This is a genomic window from Rhodosalinus sediminis, assembly GCF_003385555.1.
GTDB classification, from domain to species: domain Bacteria; phylum Pseudomonadota; class Alphaproteobacteria; order Rhodobacterales; family Rhodobacteraceae; genus Rhodosalinus; species Rhodosalinus sediminis.
Map to the genome: position 1 here is coordinate 1 of NZ_QOHR01000026.1, position 19,894 is coordinate 19,894.

17 protein-coding genes are annotated in these 19,894 nt (G+C 74.0%); 7 read left to right on the forward strand and 10 right to left on the reverse strand.

The features are described 5' to 3' along the window. Both xseA and DRV84_RS13410 read right to left on the reverse strand, forming a co-directional pair. On the reverse strand, window positions 1–1,149 hold a 1,149-nt coding region (gene xseA / locus DRV84_RS13405), incomplete at its 3' end, for an exodeoxyribonuclease VII large subunit (RefSeq protein WP_115981614.1). A 607-nt stretch (window positions 1,150–1,756) separates the two neighbouring features. After that, window positions 1,757–2,317 (reverse strand): type 1 glutamine amidotransferase domain-containing protein, encoded by a 561-nt coding sequence (locus tag DRV84_RS13410; protein WP_115981582.1) that lies wholly within the window; start codon window positions 2,315–2,317, stop codon window positions 1,757–1,759. Between the two features lie 127 nt (window positions 2,318–2,444). On the opposite strand from DRV84_RS13410, the gene purD reads away from it, so the two are divergent. After that, entirely contained in the window at window positions 2,445–3,725 is a 1,281-nt protein-coding gene (purD, locus tag DRV84_RS13415; protein WP_115981584.1) for a phosphoribosylamine--glycine ligase, read from the forward strand. 525 nt (window positions 3,726–4,250) lie between these two features. On the opposite strand, the gene DRV84_RS13420 is transcribed toward purD, so the two are convergent. After that, window positions 4,251–4,574, reverse strand: a complete 324-nt coding sequence (locus DRV84_RS13420; RefSeq protein WP_115981586.1) for a 2Fe-2S iron-sulfur cluster-binding protein — start codon at window positions 4,572–4,574, stop codon at window positions 4,251–4,253. A 134-nt stretch (window positions 4,575–4,708) separates the two neighbouring features. On the opposite strand from DRV84_RS13420, the gene DRV84_RS13425 reads away from it, so the two are divergent. Together DRV84_RS13425 and DRV84_RS13430 are read left to right on the forward strand one after the other, a co-directional pair. After that, window positions 4,709–5,152 (forward strand): OB-fold nucleic acid binding domain-containing protein, encoded by a 444-nt coding sequence (locus tag DRV84_RS13425; protein ID WP_115981588.1) that lies wholly within the window; start codon window positions 4,709–4,711, stop codon window positions 5,150–5,152. Between the two features lie 30 nt (window positions 5,153–5,182). Beyond that, window positions 5,183–5,671, forward strand: a complete 489-nt coding sequence (locus DRV84_RS13430) for a peptidoglycan-binding domain-containing protein (RefSeq protein WP_239995076.1) — start codon at window positions 5,183–5,185, stop codon at window positions 5,669–5,671. Between the two features lie 21 nt (window positions 5,672–5,692). Here the strand turns inward: DRV84_RS13430 and DRV84_RS13435 are convergent, their stop codons facing one another. The 6 genes from DRV84_RS13435 to rpiA all read right to left on the reverse strand — a co-directional run bounded on the left by DRV84_RS13435 (window position 5,693) and on the right by rpiA (window position 11,989). Then, complete coding sequence (locus DRV84_RS13435) at window positions 5,693–7,168, reverse strand: DegQ family serine endoprotease (RefSeq protein WP_115981592.1); 1,476 nt, start codon at window positions 7,166–7,168, stop codon at window positions 5,693–5,695. 124 nt (window positions 7,169–7,292) lie between these two features. Next, entirely contained in the window at window positions 7,293–7,487 is a 195-nt protein-coding gene (locus DRV84_RS13440; RefSeq protein WP_115981594.1) for a DUF2065 family protein, read from the reverse strand. Window positions 7,488–7,509: 22 nt separating this feature from the next. Then, window positions 7,510–8,532 (reverse strand): protease modulator HflC, encoded by a 1,023-nt coding sequence (gene hflC, locus DRV84_RS13445; protein ID WP_115981596.1) that lies wholly within the window; start codon window positions 8,530–8,532, stop codon window positions 7,510–7,512. Next, window positions 8,532–9,737 carry an FtsH protease activity modulator HflK gene (hflK, locus tag DRV84_RS13450; protein WP_115981598.1) on the reverse strand — a complete coding sequence of 402 codons (1,206 nt, stop codon included), beginning with the start codon at window positions 9,735–9,737 and terminating at the stop codon, window positions 8,532–8,534. The genes hflC and hflK overlap by 1 nt, the downstream gene beginning before the upstream one ends. Window positions 9,738–9,831: 94 nt before the next feature. Continuing rightward, window positions 9,832–11,190 (reverse strand): glutathione-disulfide reductase, encoded by a 1,359-nt coding sequence (gor, locus tag DRV84_RS13455; protein WP_115981600.1) that lies wholly within the window; start codon window positions 11,188–11,190, stop codon window positions 9,832–9,834. A gap of 22 nt (window positions 11,191–11,212) precedes the next feature. Then, complete coding sequence (gene rpiA, locus DRV84_RS13460) at window positions 11,213–11,989, reverse strand: ribose-5-phosphate isomerase RpiA (RefSeq protein ID WP_115981602.1); 777 nt, start codon at window positions 11,987–11,989, stop codon at window positions 11,213–11,215. Between the two features lie 618 nt (window positions 11,990–12,607). Between rpiA and DRV84_RS13465 the strand changes: the two genes are divergently transcribed. From DRV84_RS13465 to DRV84_RS13475, 3 genes are all read left to right on the forward strand, one after another. Beyond that, complete coding sequence (locus DRV84_RS13465) at window positions 12,608–13,981, forward strand: L-serine ammonia-lyase (protein WP_115981604.1); 1,374 nt, start codon at window positions 12,608–12,610, stop codon at window positions 13,979–13,981. A gap of 483 nt (window positions 13,982–14,464) precedes the next feature. Next, window positions 14,465–15,409 carry a DMT family transporter gene (locus DRV84_RS13470; protein ID WP_115981606.1) on the forward strand — a complete coding sequence of 315 codons (945 nt, stop codon included), beginning with the start codon at window positions 14,465–14,467 and terminating at the stop codon, window positions 15,407–15,409. A 35-nt stretch (window positions 15,410–15,444) separates the two neighbouring features. After that, entirely contained in the window at window positions 15,445–16,353 is a 909-nt protein-coding gene (locus DRV84_RS13475; protein WP_115981608.1) for a DMT family transporter, read from the forward strand. Here the strand turns inward: DRV84_RS13475 and DRV84_RS13480 are convergent. Continuing rightward, complete coding sequence (locus tag DRV84_RS13480) at window positions 16,310–17,008, reverse strand: thiamine diphosphokinase (protein WP_115981610.1); 699 nt, start codon at window positions 17,006–17,008, stop codon at window positions 16,310–16,312. The genes DRV84_RS13475 and DRV84_RS13480 overlap by 44 nt on opposite strands. Before the next feature lie 136 nt (window positions 17,009–17,144). Here DRV84_RS13480 and DRV84_RS13485 point away from each other — a divergent pair, with 136 nt between their 5' ends. Next, window positions 17,145–19,775 carry a hypothetical protein gene (locus tag DRV84_RS13485; RefSeq protein ID WP_115981612.1) on the forward strand — a complete coding sequence of 877 codons (2,631 nt, stop codon included), beginning with the start codon at window positions 17,145–17,147 and terminating at the stop codon, window positions 19,773–19,775. Window positions 19,776–19,894 lie beyond the last annotated feature (119 nt).

Here is a 19,894-nt window from a genome sequence, read left to right on the forward strand (position 1 = left end):
GGGGGCGAGGCGCGGGGCCGTCGCCGCCACCCGCCGCCGTTCCCCGGCGACGGCGCGGGCGAGGAGCGCGGGCCGCAGGCTGCCGCCGGCCTCCGAGAGCGCCACGCGGCGCGCCTGCACGCCCGCGCGCAGCGCCGCAGGGAGCCGGTCGGCGAGCGAATCGAGCCGCTGGCGCGGCCAGTCGAGGAGGGTCTCGGCCCGCGGCAGCCCGCGCGCGAGGTCGCGCAGCCGCTCGCCGCGCCGCGCCATGGCCGCCGAGACCGCATGGGTGAGCCGCCCGCCCTGCGCGTCGAGCGTCGAGAGAAGCTCGAGCCGCACCGGCACCGCGAGCTCCGCCGCCGCCGTGGGCGTCGGCGCGCGGCGGTCGGCGGTGAAGTCGATGAGCGTGGTGTCGGTCTCGTGCCCGACGGCAGAGATCAGCGGGATCGTGCAGTCGGCGGCGGCGCGGGCGACGGCCTCCTCGTTGAAGCCCCAGAGATCCTCGATCGAGCCGCCGCCGCGCGCCACGATCAGGAGATCGGGCCGCGGGATCGCGCCGCCGGGCGGGAGCGCGTCGAAGCCGCGGATGGCATTGGCGACCTCCGGCGCGCAGGCCGCGCCCTGCACGGCCACGGGCCAGATCAGCACGCGGCGCGGGAAGCGGTCGCGCAGGCGATGGAGGATGTCGCGGATCACCGCCCCCGAGGGCGATGTGACGACGCCGATCACCTCCGGCAGGTAAGGGAGCGCGCGCTTGCGCCCCTCCTCGAAGAGCCCCTCGGCGGCGAGCGCGGTCTTGCGCTGCTCGAGAAGCGCCATGAGCGCGCCCTGCCCCGCCGGGCGCAGATCCTCGATCACCAGCTGATAGCGCGACTGCCCCGGAAAGGTGGTGAGCCGCCCGGTCGCCACGACCTCGAGCCCCTCCTCGGGCTGGGTCGCGAGCCGCCCCGCGACCCCGCGCCAGATCACGCCGGAGAGCACCGCGCGCTCGTCCTTGAGGTCGAGATAGACGTGCCCCGAGCGCGGGCGGGACACGCGGCCCAGCTCGCCGCGCACGCGGACGTGCGGGAACTCTCCCTCGATCACGCGCTTCACCGCCCCGGAAATCTCCGAGACGGAGAACTCGGGCGCGTTGCCGCCGGGGGCGTCGTCCTCGATCAGATCGGCCATGGGCCGGACCATGCCCGATCCCGCCCGCGAGGGGAAGCGGGGGCGGCGCCGTGGCGGGCCAGCCCCTGGGCCTCGCGCGCGGGGGACGGCGGGCGCCCTCGGGGACGTTGACACCGGCAATGTTGGCACATGCCCGACGGCGGCCCGGCGCGGGGACGCGCGGCGCTCGTGGTGCGGCGTCGGTCTTTCTGGTGGACACGCGATGGCGCGGGGCCGCGCTGGTGCTGCGGCTGCGTCAGGCCGCCGAACGCCCCGATCGCCCGCCCGAAGGGCGCGGGCGCGCCCCGGCCGTGGGCGTGGCATCTCAGCACAGCGTCGCCGGCATCGCGGCGCTGCTGCACCCTGCGGTCAGGACACCCGAGACCGAGGGGGGCGCGGCGCCGCCTGCTCCGGCCCGGCGGCGCGGCGTCCAGGGGCCGCGGCGCAGACGCACGGGCTGTCGCCGCGCGACCGGAGCCGGTGCGGCGGACCGAGCGGTCGCGGCCCACGCCGACGGCCGCGCGGCGGATGAGGCGCCGCGCGCCGCCCCGGCGTGCCGACCCGCGACGAGCGCCCCGACGCGGACCGCCGCGGACCGCCGCACCGGGGGGGGCGACGGGCCATCGGCTCAGGCGGCGCGGGCGTAGGGGCCGCCCTCGGCGATCTCGTCGATCAGGCGCTCGGAGAAGGCCGGCAGGTCGTGGGGATTGCGGCTGGTGACCAGCCCGGCGTCCGCGACGACCTCCGCGTCCTCCCAGCGGCCGCCGGCGTTCTCGACGTCCGTGCGGATCGAGGGATAGGAGGTCATCGCCCGGCCCTCCGCGAGGCCGGCCTCGATCACCATCCACGGCCCGTGGCAGATCGCGGCGACCGGCTTGCCGTCGCGCCACATGGCGCGGACGAAGTCCACCGCTTCGGGCTTCATGCGCAGGATGTCCGGGTTGATCTGCCCGCCGGGCAGCACGACGGCGTCGTAATCGCCCGGATCGGCGAGGCCGAGCGGACGGTCCACCGGCACCGCGCCGCCCCAGTCCGAGCCCTTCCAGCCGGTGATGGCGTCGGCCTCGGGCGAGATCACGTGCACGCGCGCGCCGGCCTGCGCGAGCGCCTCGCGCGGCTGCTCCAGCTCGGATTGTTCGAAACCAAAGGTGGCGAGGATCGCCACGCTCTTTCCGTCGAGGCGGGACATGCGGGACCTCCGTTCGGGATGATTTTCGCCTGCCCGCCCAACCCGTGCGCCGGGCGCTCTGTTCCCGCGCGGCTTGCCTCCGCCCGCGGCGCTGCCTATCAGGCGGCGCGAGCGGCAGGAGGGCGCGATGAACATCCTCATTCTCGGCGGCGGCGGGCGCGAACACGCGCTCGCCTGGGCGGCGCTGCAGAACCCGAAGTGCGACAAGCTGATCGTGGCTCCGGGCAACGCCGGCATCGCCGGCATCGCCACCTGCGCGCCGGTCGATCCCTGCGACGCGGCGGCGGTCCTCTCGCTCTGCGAGGAGGAGGCGCTGGAGCTCGTGATCATCGGGCCCGAGGCGCCGCTCGCCGCGGGGGTGGCCGACCGGCTGCGCGACGCGGGGCTCGCCGTCTTCGGCCCCTCCGCCGCGGGCGCGCGGCTCGAGGCGTCCAAGGCCTTCACCAAGGAGGTCTGCGACGCCTGCGGCGCGCCCACCGCGCGCTGGGCGCGCTTCACCGACGCGGCGGCCGCCCGGGCGCACATCCGCGCCGCGGGTGCGCCCATCGTGGTGAAGGCCGACGGCCTCGCCGCGGGCAAGGGCGTCGTCGTGGCCGAGACGGTGGCGGCGGCCGAGCGCGCCGTCGAGGAGATGTTCGCCGGCGCCCACGGCGCGGCGGGCGCGGAGGTCGTCGTCGAGGAGGTGCTCACCGGCGAGGAGGCGAGCTTCTTCGTGCTGGTGGACGGCACCGACGTCCTGCCGCTCGGCACGGCGCAGGACCACAAGCGCATCGGCGAGGGCGACACCGGCCCCAACACCGGCGGCATGGGCGCCTATTCCCCCGCGCCGGTGATGACGCCCGAGGTGGAGGCCCGCGCGCTCGAGGAGATCGTCCGACCGATCGTCGCCGAGATGGCGCGGCGCGGCACGCCCTATTCCGGCATCCTCTACGCCGGCCTCATGATCGACGCGGGCCGGCCCCGGCTCGTCGAGATCAACGCGCGCTTCGGCGACCCGGAGGCGCAGGTGCTGATGCTGCGCCTCGGCGCGCAGGCGCTCGACCTGATGCACGCGGTGGCCGAAGGGCGGCTCGCCGGCTGCCGCGTCAACTGGTCCGACGACCACGCCATGACCGTGGTCATGGCCGCCGCGGGCTATCCCGGCGCCTACACGAAGGGCGAGGCGATCGGCGGGCTCGACGATCTGCCCGAGGACAGTTTCCACCAGTGCTTCCACGCCGGCACGGCGCAGGCCGGGGGCGAGATCGTCTCGGCCGGGGGGCGCGTGCTGAACCTGACGGCGCGCGGCGCGACGCTCGAAGAGGCGGCGGCGCGCGCCTACGCCATGGTGCGCGCGGTGGACTGGGCCGGCGGGGTCTGGCGCGCGGACATCGGCTGGCGCGCGCTCGGCGGAGGCGGCGCGGGCTGAGACGGGGACAGGGGGGCGCTGCCCCCCGTCGCCCTGCGGGCGACTGCCCCCCGGAGTATTTGCGCCAAGATGATGGGCCGGGGCGGTCGGACGGTGCGCGCCGGGTCGGCGCCCGGGGCATCGCGACCCTGGAGGCCGCATTGGGGCGGCCGTGACGCGTGCGGCTCAGCGGGACGGACGCGCGGAGAGCCGCGCCGGGTGCGCGTCGCGGCGAGGTCGTGTGCTGCGTCGGCGTCGTTTTCGAGAAACCGGCGCGGTCGGCCATGGTGACCCATGCGAGAGGGTGGCGCGCGGTCGCCGGTGGCTTTTGCGATGGGGGCGCGGGAGACGACCACGCTCCTACCCCAAGGCACACACGTCACGCCGCGCGGCGTGACGTGTGTGCCTTGGGGGGCGATCATCGCCGGGGCGACGTCGCCAAGCACATGCCGGCCGGCGCGGTCGAGGCCCGCCCGGTGTTCGGCGGTGCGCGCCCTGCGCACGACTGCGCTGGCCATGCCCGCGCGCCGGGGCGCGGGCGCCGCGTCAGATCTGCTTTTCGGGCATCTGCACGACGAGGCCGTCGAGCGCGTCGCTCACCTTGAGCTGGCAGGTCAGGCGCGAGCGCTCCGGGTCGGGCTCGTAGGCGAAGTCGAGCATGTCGGCCTCCATGTCCTCCTTCTCGGGGAGCTTGGCGACCCAGTCGGGGTGCACGTAGACGTGACAGGTCGAGCAGGCGCAGGCGCCGCCGCAGTCGGCCTCGATGCCGGGGATGTTGTTGTCGCGCGCACCTTCCATCACGGTCAGGCCGTTCGCGACCTCGACCACGTGCTTGGTGCCGTCGTGCTCGATGTAGGTGATCTTCGCCATGCCGTGCCATTCCCTCCTTGCGTTCGGGGCGTTACCTAGCGGAGGCAGATAGGCGCGGCCAGCCCGATTTGCGACCCCGCGGGTCCCTCATGTTCCCTGTTGCCCCGGCCGCTGCATGTTCTATTTTCGTTCCCATGACGGCCGCCTCGCCCAGCCCCCGCCGCCACTGGCCGCGCCCGCCGGCCGCCGTGCCGGCGCAGGCGCTCGACCTGCCGCCCGCCGGCGCGCGGGTGACGGTGGCCGGGCTCGTCATCCTGCGCCAGCGGCCCGGCACCGCGAAGGGGGTGATCTTTCTCACGCTGGAGGACGAGACCGGCGTGGTGAACGTGGTGGTCTGGCGCGCGCTCTACGAGCGCTTCCGCCGCGCGGTGATCGCGGCGCGGATGCTGCGCGTGACCGGAAAGCTGCAGCGCGAGGCGGGCGTGACCCATGTGATCGCCGAGCGGATCGAGGACATCTCGGGGATGCTCGACGCGCTGCTGGAGTTCGACACCTGCCGCGCGGCCGACCAGCCGGAGAGCACGGCGCTCGATCCGCATGCCCCCGCGGGGCTTTTCGCCGACCGGCGCGGCGGCTAGGCTCCGCGCGGCGTGTGTGACGAGGGGGCGATGACGGCAGGACGACGCGCGATGCCATGGGCGGCGCTCGCCCTCGCGGCGGGCTGTGCGCAGGCGCCCGAGGGGGGCGACCGCGCGGCGGCGGATCTCTTCTCGGGCGCCGTGGCGCCCGCGGGCGCGGCGGAGGGCACCTGCTGGCACCGCGCGACGCGGCCCGCGCTCGTCGAGACGGTGACCGAACAGGTCGCGGTGGACGGGGGCTTTCGCACGGAGACGCGCCAGCGCATCCTGCGCGAGCGGGAGGTGACCTGGATCGAGCCCCCCTGCCCCGAGGAGCTGCCACCGGATTTCGCCGCCTCGCTGCAGCGCGCGCTCGCCGCGCGCGGCGCCTACGACGGGCCGATCACCGGGCGCCTCGACGCCGCGACCGGCGCGGCGGTGCGCCGCTGGCAGGTGGCGCGCAGCGGGCCGGACAGCGCCGTTCCGTCGCGCGCCATGCTCGAGGCGCTCGGCCTGGTGCCGGTGCGGCGCGCGGACTGAGCGCGCGCCGCACCGGGGAGATCACTCCTCGGCCTCGACCGAGAGGGCGAGGAAGCGCGGCTCGCCGCCGCGGCGCACCAGCATCAGGAGCGACCGGCGCCCGGCCTCGCGCGTCTCCTCGATCCGGGTCTCGAGATCGGCGGGCTGCGCCACGGGCTCCTGCCCGGCCTCGGCGATCACGTCGCCGGCGCGCAGGCCCTTCTCGTAGGCCTCCGAGGTCGGGTCCACGTCGGTGACGACGAGGCCGCTCGCGCCCTCGGACAGCTCAAGCTGGCCGCGCAGCTCCTCGGTCATCTCGCTCACCGTCAGGCCGAGCATCTCCATCTGCTGCGGCTCCTCGGGCGCTGCGTCAGGCTGCGCGGCCGGCACCGCGCCCTCGGCGGTCTCGCGGCGACCGAGCGTGACGGCGAGCGTCCGCGTCTCGCCGTCGCGCAGCACGGTCACGCGCACCGTCTTGCCGACGGGCGCGTTGCCGACGACGCGGACGAGCTGGCGGGTGTCCTCGACCTCGACGCCATCGAAGACCAGGATCACGTCGCCGGGCTCCATCCCCGCCTCGCGCGCCGGGCCCTCGGGCACGTCGGTGACGAGCGCGCCGCGCGCCGTGTCCAGGCCGTCGAGCCCCTCGGCGATGTCGGGGGTGACGTCCTGAATGCGCACGCCGAGCCAGCCGCGCCGCGTCTCGCCGAACTCGCGCAGCTGGTCGATCACGCCCTTCACCACGTTCGAGGCCATGGCGAAGCCGATGCCGATCGAGCCACCGTCGGGCGAGAGGATCGCGGTGTTCACGCCGATCACGCGGCCGTCCATGTCGAAGAGCGGCCCGCCCGAGTTGCCGCGGTTGATGGCGGCGTCGGTCTGGATGTAGTCGTCATAGGTGCCCGAGAGCGCGCGGTTCCGGGCGGAGACGATGCCCGCCGACACCGAGAAGCCCTGCCCGAGCGGGTTGCCCATCGCCATGACCCACTCGCCGACGCGGGCGGTGTCGCTGTCGCCGAAGCGCACGAACTCGAGCGGCTCGTCCGGCTCGACCTTGAGAAGCGCGATGTCGGTGTTGGGGTCGGTGCCCACCACCTCGGCCTCGAGCTCGAAGCCCTCGAAGAACTCGACGTTGATCTCGTCGGCGTTCTCGATGACGTGGTTGTTCGTCACGATGAAGCCGTCCTCGGAGATCACGAAGCCGGAGCCGAGCGCGGAGCTGCGGCGCGGCGGCGTCGGGCCGTTACGCTCCTGAAACTCGCGGAAAAAGTCCTCGAAGGGCGAGCCCTCGGGGACGATGCCGGGGCCGTCGCGGCCCGCGACGGTGGCCGACGTGGTGATGTTGACGACCGCCGGGCTCACCTGTTCGGCGAGCTGCGAGAAGTCCTCGGGCGCGGCCTGCGCCGGGGGCGCGGCGGCCTGCGCGAGCGCGACGGCGAGCGCCAGCGCCGCGAGCCGGAGCGCGCGGAGCGGCGCGGCCTCTATGATTGCCTTGGCTTGCACGGAAATCCCTCCCATGGATTGGCGGGTCTGGTGGGCGCGGCGACCACGGGCCGCCGGAAATGTGCCGGTCAATCTATGGTCGCCCGCCCCGGCGACAAAGCCCAAACGGCCCATTCAAGCCGTTGTGATGCGCCCGGGCTCAGAGACCGATCTGCATGGCCAGCCACGAGAGCGTCAGCCCGAGGGCGATCGCGCCGAGGCCGAGCATGCGGCGCTGCTCCTGCGGGAGCGCGCGAAGCGCCTCGAGGAGCTGCTCCACGAGCCCGGGTGCGAGCGCGTAGAGCAACCCCTCGAGCATGAGGGCGAGGCCGAGACCGAGCAGCAGATACTCCATGCCGTCCCGCCCGTCGCCAGTGTCAGCCGCCGGTGCCGTCCTCGGCCTCGGCGTCCTCCTCGAGCCGCTCGCGCACCTCGTCGGGAAGCTCCTCGGAGAGCGTGCGCTCCGGCGCACGGTCCCGCAGCTCCTCGGGCGAGGTCATCTCGGCGCCCGAGCCCTGAACGCCCTCGGCGCGGATCGCCTCGAAGAGCGGCTGCACGAAGGGGCTGTCGGGCGCGAGGACGAGCGTCGAACTGTCCGCCTGCAGCGACCGCTCGAGCGCGGAGAGCGAACGGTAGAAGCTGAAGAACTCCGGGCTGTCTCCGAAGGCCTCGGCGTAGATCCGGTTCCGCTCGGCGTCGGCTTCACCGCGGATGATCTCGCCCTCGCGCTCGGCGTCCGAGAGCGTCTCGACAACCGTGCGGTCGGCGATGGCGCGCACGCGCTGCGCCGCCTCGTTACCGCGGGCGATCTCGTCGGCGGCCTCGCGTTCACGCTCGGCGCGCATCCGGGCGTAGGTCGCGTCGAGGTTCTGCTGCGGCAGGTTGGTCTGCTTCAGCCGCACATCGACCACGTCGAGCCCGAGGCCCTGCGCGCTGGCGCGCGCGTTCTCGCGGATGCGCCGGCCCAGTTCGGCCCGCTCGGCCGAGAGGATGCGGTCGGAAGTGACCTCGTCGGCACCGAGCACCTCGCGGATCTGGGCGTTCATGATCGACTGAAGCCGCTCCTCGGCGGCGCGCAGGCCGCCGATGCCGACCGCCTGTCGGAACTGCACCACGTCGTCGATGCGATACCGCGCGAAGGCGTCCACCACGAGCCGGCGATCGTCGGCCGGCGTGACCTCGATCGTGGCGGTGTCGAGCGACAGGATCCGGTCGTCGTATTTCACGACCTCCTGGATGATCGGCAGCTTGAAGCCAAGGCCCGGCTCCTCGCGCACCTGCTTGATCTGGCCGAACTGGAGGACCAGCGCCTTCTCCCGCTCGTCCACGACGAAGATCGAGGACCAGATCCCCGCCACCAGGACGACGAGGACCGGAATGAGAAACGTCGATTTGCGCATCAGTTGCTCCCCCGTGCGCTGGAGCCGGATATGGACGAGGTGCCGGGGCTCGAGTTGGACCCGTCCCCGGAGGCCGACGGCACGTTGCGGCGCAGTTCGTTGAGCGGCAGGTAGGGCAGCACCCCTTCGCCCTGCGCGCTGTCGATGAGATACTTGTCGACCGAGCCGAGCGTGCGCTCGACCGTCTCGAGGTAGAGGCGGCGCTGCGTGACTTCGGGCGCGGCCTCGAACTCCTGCGCGACGGCGAGGAAGCGGCTCGCTTCACCGATCGCCTCGTTGACGACGCGCGCGCGGTAGCCTTCGGCCTCCTCGAGGGTCTGCGCAGCCTCGCCGCGGGCCTCGGCGATCACGCGGTTGGCGTAGGCGTCGGCCTGACGCTGCAGCCGGTCGCGCTCCTGCTCGGCGGCCTGCACCTCGCGGAAGGCGTCGATCACCTCGGCCGGCGGGTCCGCCTGGTCGAGGTTGACGCGCACGATGTTGATGCCGCTCTCGTAGTCGTCGAGCGTCTCCTGGATGTTCTCGTGCGCGTTGTCGGCGATGATGCCCCGGTCGCGGTTGAGGATCGGCGAGAGGTTCGACGCCGCGATGATCTCGCGCATCGCCGCCTCCGAGGCCGCCTGCACCGTGAGCTGCGGGTCGCGGATGTTGAACAACAGGTTCGCCGGATCGGTGATGTTCCAGACGACCTGGAACTCGATGTCGACGATATTGGCGTCCGTCGTCAGCATCAGCCCTTCCTGGCCGCGCCCGACGCCGATGTTCTCGGTCCGCTCGGAGGTGACGTTGACCACGTCATACGTCACGAAGGGCCATGGCGCGAAGTTCAGGCCCGGCTGGCCCACGCTCGAGAACTGCCCGAGGAAGAGCTCCACGGACTGCTCCTCCGGCTTGACGGTGTAGAAGCTCGAGAACGCCCAGAGCCCGACCGCCGCCAGCACGCCGATGCCGACCGTGGAGCGGTTGAAGCCCGGGCCGCCGCCGCCCCCGCCGCCGCGCCGGGCGCCGTCGTCGCCGCGCCCGCCCATGAGCACGCGCAGCTGTTCCTGGCCCTTCCGGACCAGATCGTCGATCTCGGGAATCTGCGGCCCCTCGTCCTGACCGGGGCGCCGCCCGCCGCCGGAGCCGTTCTCGCGGCCGCCGCGGCCACCGTCGCCGCCGCGGTTTCCGCCGCCGCCGCCCCAGGGTCCGCCACTGTGTCCTGCCATCCGCTGTCGTCCTTCGAATACGGTCTCGGGAGATGTACGTCTAAACTGTGCGATCGCGCGCCGATTTCAAGCGCGACCGGCGCCGCGCCGCGCCTCAGCCGGTGCGCACCGGCGCGCGCATGGTCACGATTTCCTCCGACATGGTCGGATGCACCGCGACCGTGCGGTCGAAGTCCTCCTTCGTGGCGCCCATCTTCACCGCGATTCCCGCGAGCTGGATCATCTCGCCCGCGCCGGGCGCGACGATGTGACAGCCCAGCACGCGGCGTGTCTCGGCGCAGACCACGAGCTTCATCAGCACGCGGTCGGCACGGCCCGCGAAAGCGGTGTGCATCGGCTTGAAGGAGGTGCAGTAGACCTCGATCGGCCCCTGCTCGCGCGCCGCCTCCTCGGAGAGGCCCACGGTCCCCATCTCGGGCTGCGTGAAGATCGCCGTGGGCACGGAGGCGTGATCGACCGGCGTCGGATTGCCGCGGAACACCGTCTCGACGAAGGCCATGCCCTCGCGGATCGCCACGGGCGTGAGGTTCAGCCGGTCGGTCACGTCGCCGATGGCATAGACCGAGGGCACCGAGGTCTGCGAGTACTCGTCCACCACGACCTCGCCCCGGCGGCCGAGCTCGACGCCCGCCTCCTCCAGCCCCATGCCGGCGGTGTTGGGCGCGCGGCCGGTGGCGAAGAGTACCTGATCGAAGGTGCGCTCGGTGCCGTTCGTGGCCTTGACGCGCAGCCCGTCGCCGTCGCGCTCCATGGCGATGATGTTGGTGCCGAGGTGCAGATCGACGCCCGCCTGCTGCATCTCCTCGGCCACCAGCCCGCGCGCCTCGTCGTCGAAGCCGCGCAGGATCTGCGCGCCGCGGTAATACTGCGTCACCTGCGTGCCGAGGCCGTTGAAGATGCCGGCGAACTCGCAGGCGATGTAGCCGCCGCCGACGATCAGCATCGACTTCGGCAGTTCGTCCAGATGGAACACCTCGTTGGAGGTGAGCGCCGCCTCGGCGTTCTCCATCTCGGGCTTCACCGGCCAGCCACCGGTGGCGATCAGGATGTGGCGCGCCGTCTTCTTCGTGCCGTCGGCGAGCTCGACCGTATGCGGATCGGCGAGCCGCGCGCGCTGATCGAAGGTCTCGACGCCGGAGCCGGCGAGCATCTTGCGATAAATGCCTTCGAGGCGGTCGAGCTCGGCCTCGAGCTTGGCCCGGAAGCCGGGCCAGTCGAAGCCGTTCGCCTCCACCTGCCAGCCGTAGGCGGCGGCATCCGCGAGCGTCGGCGCGTATTCCGAGGCGAAGACCATCAGCTTCTTGGGCACGCAGCCGCGGATCACGCAGGTGCCGCCGTAGCGGCTCGCCTCGGCGAGGCCGACGCGCGCGCCGGCATCGGAGGCGGCGACGCGCGCCGCGCGCACGCCCCCGGAGCCGCCGCCGATGACGAAGAGGTCGTAGTCGAAGGCCATGGGGTCTCCAGTTCTTGTCCGGTCAGTCGTCGAGATCGCGGGAGACGGCGCCGGCCGCGCCCCCCGCCTGCGCCGGGGCCGCCGCGTCGAGGTCGCGCAGCTCCGCCCGCCCGTCGCCGTGGCCCACCACCACCGTGTCGCAGATGTCGAGGAAGAGGCCGTTCTCCACCACGCCCGGCAGCGCATTGAGCGCGGCGGAAAGGCGATGCGGATCGCCGATCCGGCCGAGGTGCAGGTCGAGGATGTGGTTGCCCTCGTCGGTGACGAAGGGCGCCGCGCCGTTCGTGCGGATCGTGATCTCGCGCGTGGCCACGTCGAGGCCGGCGAGCGCCTCCTCGATCAGCGCGCGCGTGGTCTGCCAGCCGAAGGGAATCACCTCGACCGGCAGCGGGAAGGCGCCGAGCGTCTCGACCGCCTTGCCCGCGTCGGCGATCACCACCATCCGATCCGAGGCGGTGGCGACGATCTTCTCGTGCAGAAGCGCGCCGCCACCGCCCTTGATCAGGTTCAGCGCGCCGTCGAATTCGTCGGCGCCGTCGATCGTCACGTCGAGCCAGCGCGCCTCGTCCAACGTGACCACCTCGATGCCCACCTCGCGGGCGAGCTCGGCGGTGCGCCGGGAGGTGGGCACCCCGGTCAGCCGCGTGCCGGCCGCGACCGCCTCGCCGAGGCAGCGCACGAGCCAGGCTGCGGTGGAGCCGGTGCCGAGGCCGACGCGCATCCCGTCCTCGACCAGATCGGCGGCGCGGCGCGCGGCGGCGAACTTGGCGCGGTCGGTGGGCGAGAGATCGTCGGTCATGGGGCGGCTCCGCTGCGGTTCGCGGCGCTTATAGGCGCTCCGCGTCCCGGGCGCGAGGGGGCGCGTGCCATAGGCCGGCGCGCCGGCGCTGCGTGCGCGGGGTGCACGGCGGGCCGAGGCGGTCGGGGGCATCCGATCCCCCTCGCGCCACGCGCACGGCGGACCGCGCACGAGGGCGTGGTCGCGCGGGTCGGTCGGAGCTGGCGCGACACGCGCGCGCCGTTGCGTCGCGACCCGGGACGGCGCGCCCTCGGACCGGATGCCGCACGCGGGGGGGGGGTGGTTCCATGCCCGACCGTCGGGGTGAGCGACGACCCCGCCACCCCGCGCGCGGGAGCGTGGGCAGGAGAGGGTCAGCCGCAAATGGTCACGCAATCAGCGGCGCCGCGCGCGGGCGTGTGCCAACGCCGACCACGTCGAGGCTCTCGGTACCCCGCCCGCACTCGGGGTCGCGGGGCGGACATGCTGCGCGACGATCTCCCGGCGCGCGCGCGGGATCGCGCGGCGAGGCGTCGTTTTCGGACGATCGGGCGGGCCTAAGGTCGGTGTAGGCGGGGGACGTGATCGCCGCCGCGCCCCACGGAGCCCGGGGCCCCGGCCGCCACGAGGGAGGGTGCGATGTTTCTCTCGGTCTTCGAGATGTTCAAGGTCGGCATCGGTCCGTCCTCGAGCCACACCATGGGGCCGATGGTGGCCGCGGCGCGCTTTCTCGAGCTGTTGCGCGCCGCGCCCTTCGCGGCGCAGGGCCTGCGCGCCCATCTCTACGGCTCGCTCGCCTTCACCGGCGTCGGCCACGCCACCGACCGGGCGGTGATCCTCGGCCTCGCCGGGCTGCGCCCCGAGAGCTACGACCACGACACCGCCGAGGCCGCGCTCGCCGCCAACCGCGAGAGCGGGCGCCTCACGCCGCCGGGGCTGCCGGAGATGGCCTTCGACCCGCGGGCGGACCTGCGCTTCGACTTCGGCCCGCCGCTCCCGGGTCACGCCAACGGCCTCGTGCTCGAGGCGCTCGACGCGCAGGGCGACGTGATCCTCGCCGAGACCTATTACTCCGTCGGCGGCGGCTTCGTGCTGACCGCCGAGGAACTGGCAAGCGGCGCCGACCGGGACAAGGGCGCGCCGGTGCCCTACCCCTTCACCTCGGCCGCCGAGATGCTCGAGATGGCGCGCGCCTCGGGCAGGAGCGTCGCCGCGATGAAGCGCGCGAACGAACTGACCCGGCGCGACGCCGCGACGCTCGATCAGGGCACGCGGCGCATCTGGCAGGTCATGCGCGACTGCATCGACCGCGGGCTCGCCCACGACGGCACGCTGCCCGGCGGGCTCCGCGTGCCGCGCCGCGCGCGGGGCATCCACGACGCGCTTCTGGCCGAGCGGGGGCGCAACCTGACCGCGCCGCATGTGATCAACGACTGGATCAGCACCTACGCCATGGCGGTGAACGAGGAGAACGCCGCCGGCGGACAGGTGGTCACCGCGCCGACGAACGGCGCGGCCGGGGTGGTGCCGGCGGTGATCCGCTACTGGCTCGACCACGTGCCCGGCGCGACGGAGCGGAAGGTCGAGGAGTTCCTGCTGACCGCCGCGGCGATCGGCGGGCTCGTGAAATACAACGCCTCGATCAGCGGCGCGGAAGCGGGCTGTCAGGCGGAGGTGGGCAGCGCCGCGGCGATGGCGGCGGCGGGCCTCTGCGCGGTCATGGGCGGCACGCCGGAGCAGATCGAGAACGCCGCCGAGATCGCGCTCGAGCATCACCTCGGCATGACCTGCGACCCGGTGAAGGGGCTGGTGCAGGTCCCCTGCATCGAGCGCAACGGCCTCGGCGCGATCAAGGCGGTCTCGGCGGCCTCCCTCGCGCTCCGGGGCGACGGGCGGCATTTCGTCCCCCTCGACGCCTGCATCGAGACCATGCGCCAGACCGGCGCGGACATGAGCGAGAAATACAAGGAAACCGCCCTCGGCGGCCTCGCGGTGAACGTGCCGAACTGCTGAAGCGGGCGGGGCCGCGGCCCGCGGCCCGAAGCGCCCCTGTAAAAGGCCCGAACCCCCTCGCCGGGGCCGCACCGGCGCGGTGCCGGCGCGACCGAAGGCCGCTCGCGCCCGTGCCGCAGCGAGCGCCCCGGCCCCCCATCGCGTCCGCGCGGTGCCCGGATGCTGTGCATGCTCAAGCAGCGCGCCCCGTGCGACCAGTGCCGCAGCGAGCGCCCCGGCCCCATCGCGTCCGGGCCGGTGCCGCGACGCCGCGCATGCTCAGGCGGCGCGCCCCGTCGGAAAACCAGACCAAGGCGACTCCGCCGATCAGCGCGGGCGCCGTCGGTTACGCTCAGGCGATACCGTGCTCGACGCTCGAGCGCCCCGCGCGCCGAGGCAGCCGCGCCGCCAGCGCCGCGCCTTCGCGCGAGACCGGCACCCGCGCCGGAGCCCGCCGGCCCCGCGACGCTCGCCGTCCCGGCGCGGAACTGCTAGGGCTGGCCCATGGCAGAGCCCGCCGCAGACCCGCAATCCGTCCCCCGCGACACCACCGTGGCGGGGATTCTCTGCATCGTGGCCTTCACGCTCACGGCGCCGGTGATGGACGCCTTCGCCAAGGCGACGCCGGAGGTCGTGCCCGTCCTGCAGATCGTCGCCGCGCGCTTCGGGGTGCAGGTCGCGGTGCTGGTGCCGCTGGCGCTCGTCCTCGGGCTCGGAAGCTGGCCGAGCCGCGCCGACTGGGGCCAGCACTTCGCCCGCGGGCTTCTGCTGATGGCGGGCACGGCGCTCTTCTTCACCGCGCTGCGCTACATGCCGATCGCCAACGCCCTCGCCATCTTCTTCGTCGAGCCCTTCATCCTGACGCTGCTCGGCGCCGTCCTGCTGGGCGAGGAGGTCGGGCGGCGGCGCGTCGTCGCCTGCGCGGTGGGCTTCGCCGGCGCGCTCCTCGTCATCCAGCCGAGCTTCGCCGAGCTCGGCGCGGTGGCGCTCCTGCCGCTCGGCACCGCGCTCTGCCTCGCGCTCTACATGGTGATGACCCGGCGCATGGCGCAGCGGATGCACCCGATCGCGCTGCAGGGCTGGACGGCGACGGCGGCCTGCGCGGCGCTCTTTCCGGCGCTCTGGGTCTTCGACGGCAGCGGGATCGCCGCGCTCGAACCGGTGCGGCCCGCGGGCCTCGCCGTCTGGACGCTGCTCGGCGTGGGCGTGATGGCGACCGTCGCGCATCTCTTCCTGAGCTTCGCGCTGCGCCTCGCGCCGGCGGCGACCATCGCGCCGCTCCAGTATCTCGAGATCGTGGCGGCGGCGGCAGTGGGCTACTGGGTCTTCGGCGACTTCCCCGATCTGCTCACCTGGGCGGGCGTCGCGGTGATCGTGACCTCCGGTCTTTACGTCTTCGCGCGCGAGCGCCAGCTTTCGCTCCGCCGCCGGCCGCTGCCGCCGACGTGATTGCGCGCGCCCGCGGCGCGGCGTAGCGTCACGGGATGCACCTCGACCGGCCCTTTCTCGGCGTCCTGCTGATGCTCGGCTTCTGCGCGCTCGCGCCGCTCGCCGACGGGATCGCCAAGCTTCTCGGGCCGAGCGTGCCGCTCCTGATGCTGCTGCTCGTGCGCTTCGGCGCGCAGGCCGCGATCCTCGGGCCGCTCGCGCGCGCCACGGGCCGGCCGATGCGCCTCGAGGGCCGGGTCCTGCGCCTCGCCTGGGCGCGCGCGGCGATCCACATCGCGGGCATCGGGCTCATGTTCACGAGCCTGCTCTACCTGCCCCTCGCCGACGCGATCGCGATCGTCTTCGTTATGCCCTTCCTGCTGCTCTTCGCCGGCCATCTCCTGATGGGCGAGGAGGTCGGCTGGCGCCGCCTCACGGCCTGCGCCGCGGGGTTCTCGGGCACGCTCATGGTGATCCGGCCGAGCTTCGAGGAGGTCGGCTGGCCCGCGCTGCTGCCGCTCGGCGTGGCGGTCTCCTTCGCCGCCTTCATGCTGGTCACCCGCGCCATCGCGCGCGAGACGGAGCCGGTCGCGCTGCAGGCGGTGAACGGGCTGATGGGAGTGGCGCTCCTCGGGCCCGCGCTCGCGCTCGGCACGGCGCTCGACCTCGCGCCGGCCGCGCTCATCGTGCCCGACGGGCGGGAGATCGCGCTGCTCGCGCTCCTCGGGGCGCTCGGCACGGCGGGGCATCTCCTGATGATCTGGAGCCTGCGCTTCGCCCCCGCCTCCACGCTCGCGCCGATGCAGTACCTCGAGATCCCCTTCGCCACGCTCTTCGGCTGGCTCCTCTTCCGCGACCTGCCCGACGGGCTCGCCGCGGCGGGGATCGTGGTGACCGTGGCCTCGGGGCTCTACATCGTGCTCAGGGAGCGGGCCACGCCGGCCCCGGCGCCCCCAGCGCCCTGACCGCCGCGCCGAGCGCCGCGCGCGGCAGGATCACGAGCATCGCGGGCGCCTCCATCGACAGCCGCACCGCCCCCCCGGTCACCCGGTTCGAGGTGCCGATCACGCCGCCCGGCGCGAAGGTCAGCCCGTCGATCGGCCAGAAGAGCCCCGCCGAGCGCCCGCGCACCTCCGCGAGCGGATAAAGCGAAACGCGGCTGCCCTCGGGCAGGTCCAGGGACAGCTCCGGCGGGCAGAGAAACACGAGGTCCGCGCCCCCGATCAGCAGGCACCGCCGCTCGGCGCGCCGCGCGAGCACCGTCTGCGCCGCCAGCAGATGGTCGAGCCGTTCGCCGAGGAACCCGACGCCGAGGACCAGCGGCGCCGCGATGTGGCGCAGCGCCTTGTCGAAATCGGTCGTTTCCTGCTCGGCGACGTGGTGCAGCCGGGCCTCGGGGATGGCGCGCCGCGTCGCCGTGTCGAGGCTGTCGAAATCGCCGAAGACGGCCTCCGGCATCAGCCCGGCGGCGAGCGCGCGGCCCGCGCCGCCGTCGGCGGCGACGACCCGCGGGGCATGCGCGCGCGCCTCCGCGAGGTCCGCGTCGGCGGCCGCGCCCGCCCCGATCAGGGTCACCGGCGCGTCTGTCGTGAACATCGGGGCGACAATCCCGTCGGTCATCGGCGATTATCCCCCGTTCGTGAAACAGGCCACAATGCGGCCATGAAATGATACTGTCATGAGCACGGATTCGGGCAACTTTCGGCTGGACACGGCTGGTAAACACCCCGTTGCGGCAAGAGCAAGCGAGCGTCCGATGGTTAGCAACAACAAGATCCTCACCGTCTCCTACGGCACCTTCTCCTGCACGCTCGAGGGGTTCGACGAGTCGTTCGAGACGATGAAGGCGATCGCGGAGTATTTCCGCGATCTCGCCGCCGACGACCGCTACTTCGGCGCCGAGCCGCCGACGCCCGACGCCGAGATGCTCGCCCGCATCGCCGAGCGCGAGATCGCCCGGCGCGTCGAGGCGCGCACCGAGGAGGGCGGGATCGTCCTGCGCCCGACGCTCGCCGCCGGCGGGCAGCCCCCGCAGGAGACGCCGGAGGCAGCCGAGCCCGAGAGCGGGACCGCGGAGCGCGCGGCCCCGCCGCCCGAGAGTGCGCCGGATCGGCAGACGGCGGCGGACGCGACCGCGCCGCCCCCGCAGGCTGACGTGGCGGGGCAAGCCGCGCCCAGGGTGGACGCGGCAAAGGACACTGCCGCGCAGCCGAACGCAGCGAAGGACACCGCCGCGCACTCGTGGGTCGCAGACGACGTCGCCGCGCAGTCGGACAAAGCGCAGGACACTGCCGCGCAGCCGGACGCGGCGGCGGACGCCGCTCAGCACACGCACCCGGCGGAGGACGCCAGCGCGCCGCAGCCGACGGTGGCGGAGGACACCAGCGCGCCGCAGCCGACGGTGGCGCAGGAAACGACCGCGCAGCCTGGGACGGACACCGCGGAGGACAGCGCCGCGCCGTCGCCCGCCGCGTCCGACGCCACGCCAACTGCGGAAAAGGCGGCCCCGGCGCCGGAGGACACGCCCACCGCGGCGGAGGGCGTGGCCGACCTGGCCGAGGAGACGCCCGAGGCCGGCTTCGATTCCACCATGGCCGCCATGGCGGCCGAGGCCGAGGGCGCTCTCATGGCAGAGGACGCGGAGCTGGACGACGACGCGCCGCCGGACGCGACGCTGGACGACGACGCGGCGCTGCACGAGGACCTCCCCTCCGCCTTCGACGAGCCCAAGGCCGACGACACGCCATCCGAAACGGCCGCCGCCGGCCCTGCCCCGCGCCTTCCCGATGTCGCGCCGCCGGCGCGCCCCGAGCCCTCCGCCGACGCGCCGTCCGAGGCGCCGCTGTCGTCCTCGCTGGCGGCCCGGCTTCAGCGCATCCGCGCCGTCGTGTCGCGCTCGGCTGCCCCCGCGACAGAGCCCGACGCGCCGTCCACAGAAGCCGAAGCGATCACGGACGCGGCACAGGCCGCAGACCAGGACAGCGCCGCCATGCGCGCGCCTGCCACCGACGAACCCGAGGCTGCGCCGGCCGAAGAGACGACGCCGCAAGCGTCAGCGCCTGCAACGGCCTCGCAGGCGGCGAACGAATCGCCCGCGGCGAGCCACCGACCCGAGGCGGCGGACACGGCCTCCGCCGCCCCCTCGTCCGACACCCTCGCCCCCGAGCATGCGGACGCACCGGAGACCGCACCGCACGATCCCGACACCGCAGGCCCGACCGCATCGGACCCGGCGCAGGCGGGCGACGGCGAGGCGCCGCTGTCCGACGCGCACGGCGAAGGCAGCGACACGGCGCCTCTGTCGGCGACGGAGACGGCCGAAACGCCGGCCGATGCCGCGACGGCGCCCCGCTCCACCCTGCCGCCCGAGCAGGAAGCCGAGCTCGCCGCGGAGCTCCGCGCGATCGAGGCCGAGCTCGATGCCACCCGCGCGACGCCCGACACCGACGCGGCGCAGGCCCCGAATAGCCCCGCATCCGACGCGACGCAGCCCACCGACGGCCCCGACTCCGAGGCGGCATCGGCGCCCCCGGAAACCGAAGAGCCGGCGCCGACCTCGGAGGCGGACGACGCACAGCCGCCCGAGACGCCGGCGGATCAGCACATGGCGGACGCGCCCGGCGCCGATGACGCGGAGATCCGCGCGGCGGCGCGGCGCACCGTCAAACAGGGCAGCGACGCGCGCGCCGCGCTCGAGGAGGCGCCCGAGGACGCCGGCACGGACGACGTCGCGCGCCTGATGGACGAGGCCGACACCGAGATGGACCGCCCCGAGAGCAACCGGCGGCGCAGCGCCCTCGCCCATCTCCGCGCCGCCGTGGCCGCGACGCGCGCGGACGGCAAGCTCGCCCGAAAAGGGCCGGCCGACGCGGAGGTGCAGGCCTACCGCGAGGATCTCGCCGACGTGGTCCGCCCGCGCCGCCCCGACACGGGCGGCACGCGTACGCCGCGCCCCGAGGAGCCGCGCCCGGCGCCGCTGAAACTCGTCGCCGAACAGCGCGTCGACGTGCCCGACGCCGCGCAGGAGGCACCCGCCCCGGTGCGTCCGCGCCGCGTCGCCCGGACGCAGAGCGAAACGCCGCGCGGCACGGGGACGGAGGCCGGCGGTTTCGAGGCCTTCGCGGAGGCGCAGGGCGCGCGCGAACTGCCCGAGCTTCTGGAGGCGGCGGCGGCCTATCTCTCCTTCGTGGAGGGACAGGCGCACTTCTCGCGCCCCGATCTCATGAAGACCGTGCGCGAGAGCGGCGCGGCGGAGTTCAGCCGGGAGGACGGGCTGCGCCACTTCGGTCGGCTCATCCGCACCGGCAAGATCGAGAAGCTGCGCGGCGGCCGGTTCACCGTCTCGGGCGACATCGCCTATCGCCCCGACGACCGCGCCGCCGGCTGAGCCCGGGGCACCCGCCGAAGGAGCTATGCCCGAACCTGGGTGACGCGGCCTGATCAGGCGGCGCGGGTTTCGGTGTCGCGTAAGCGCGGGCTGGTTCCCACGTTCCGCCGTGTTTCTGG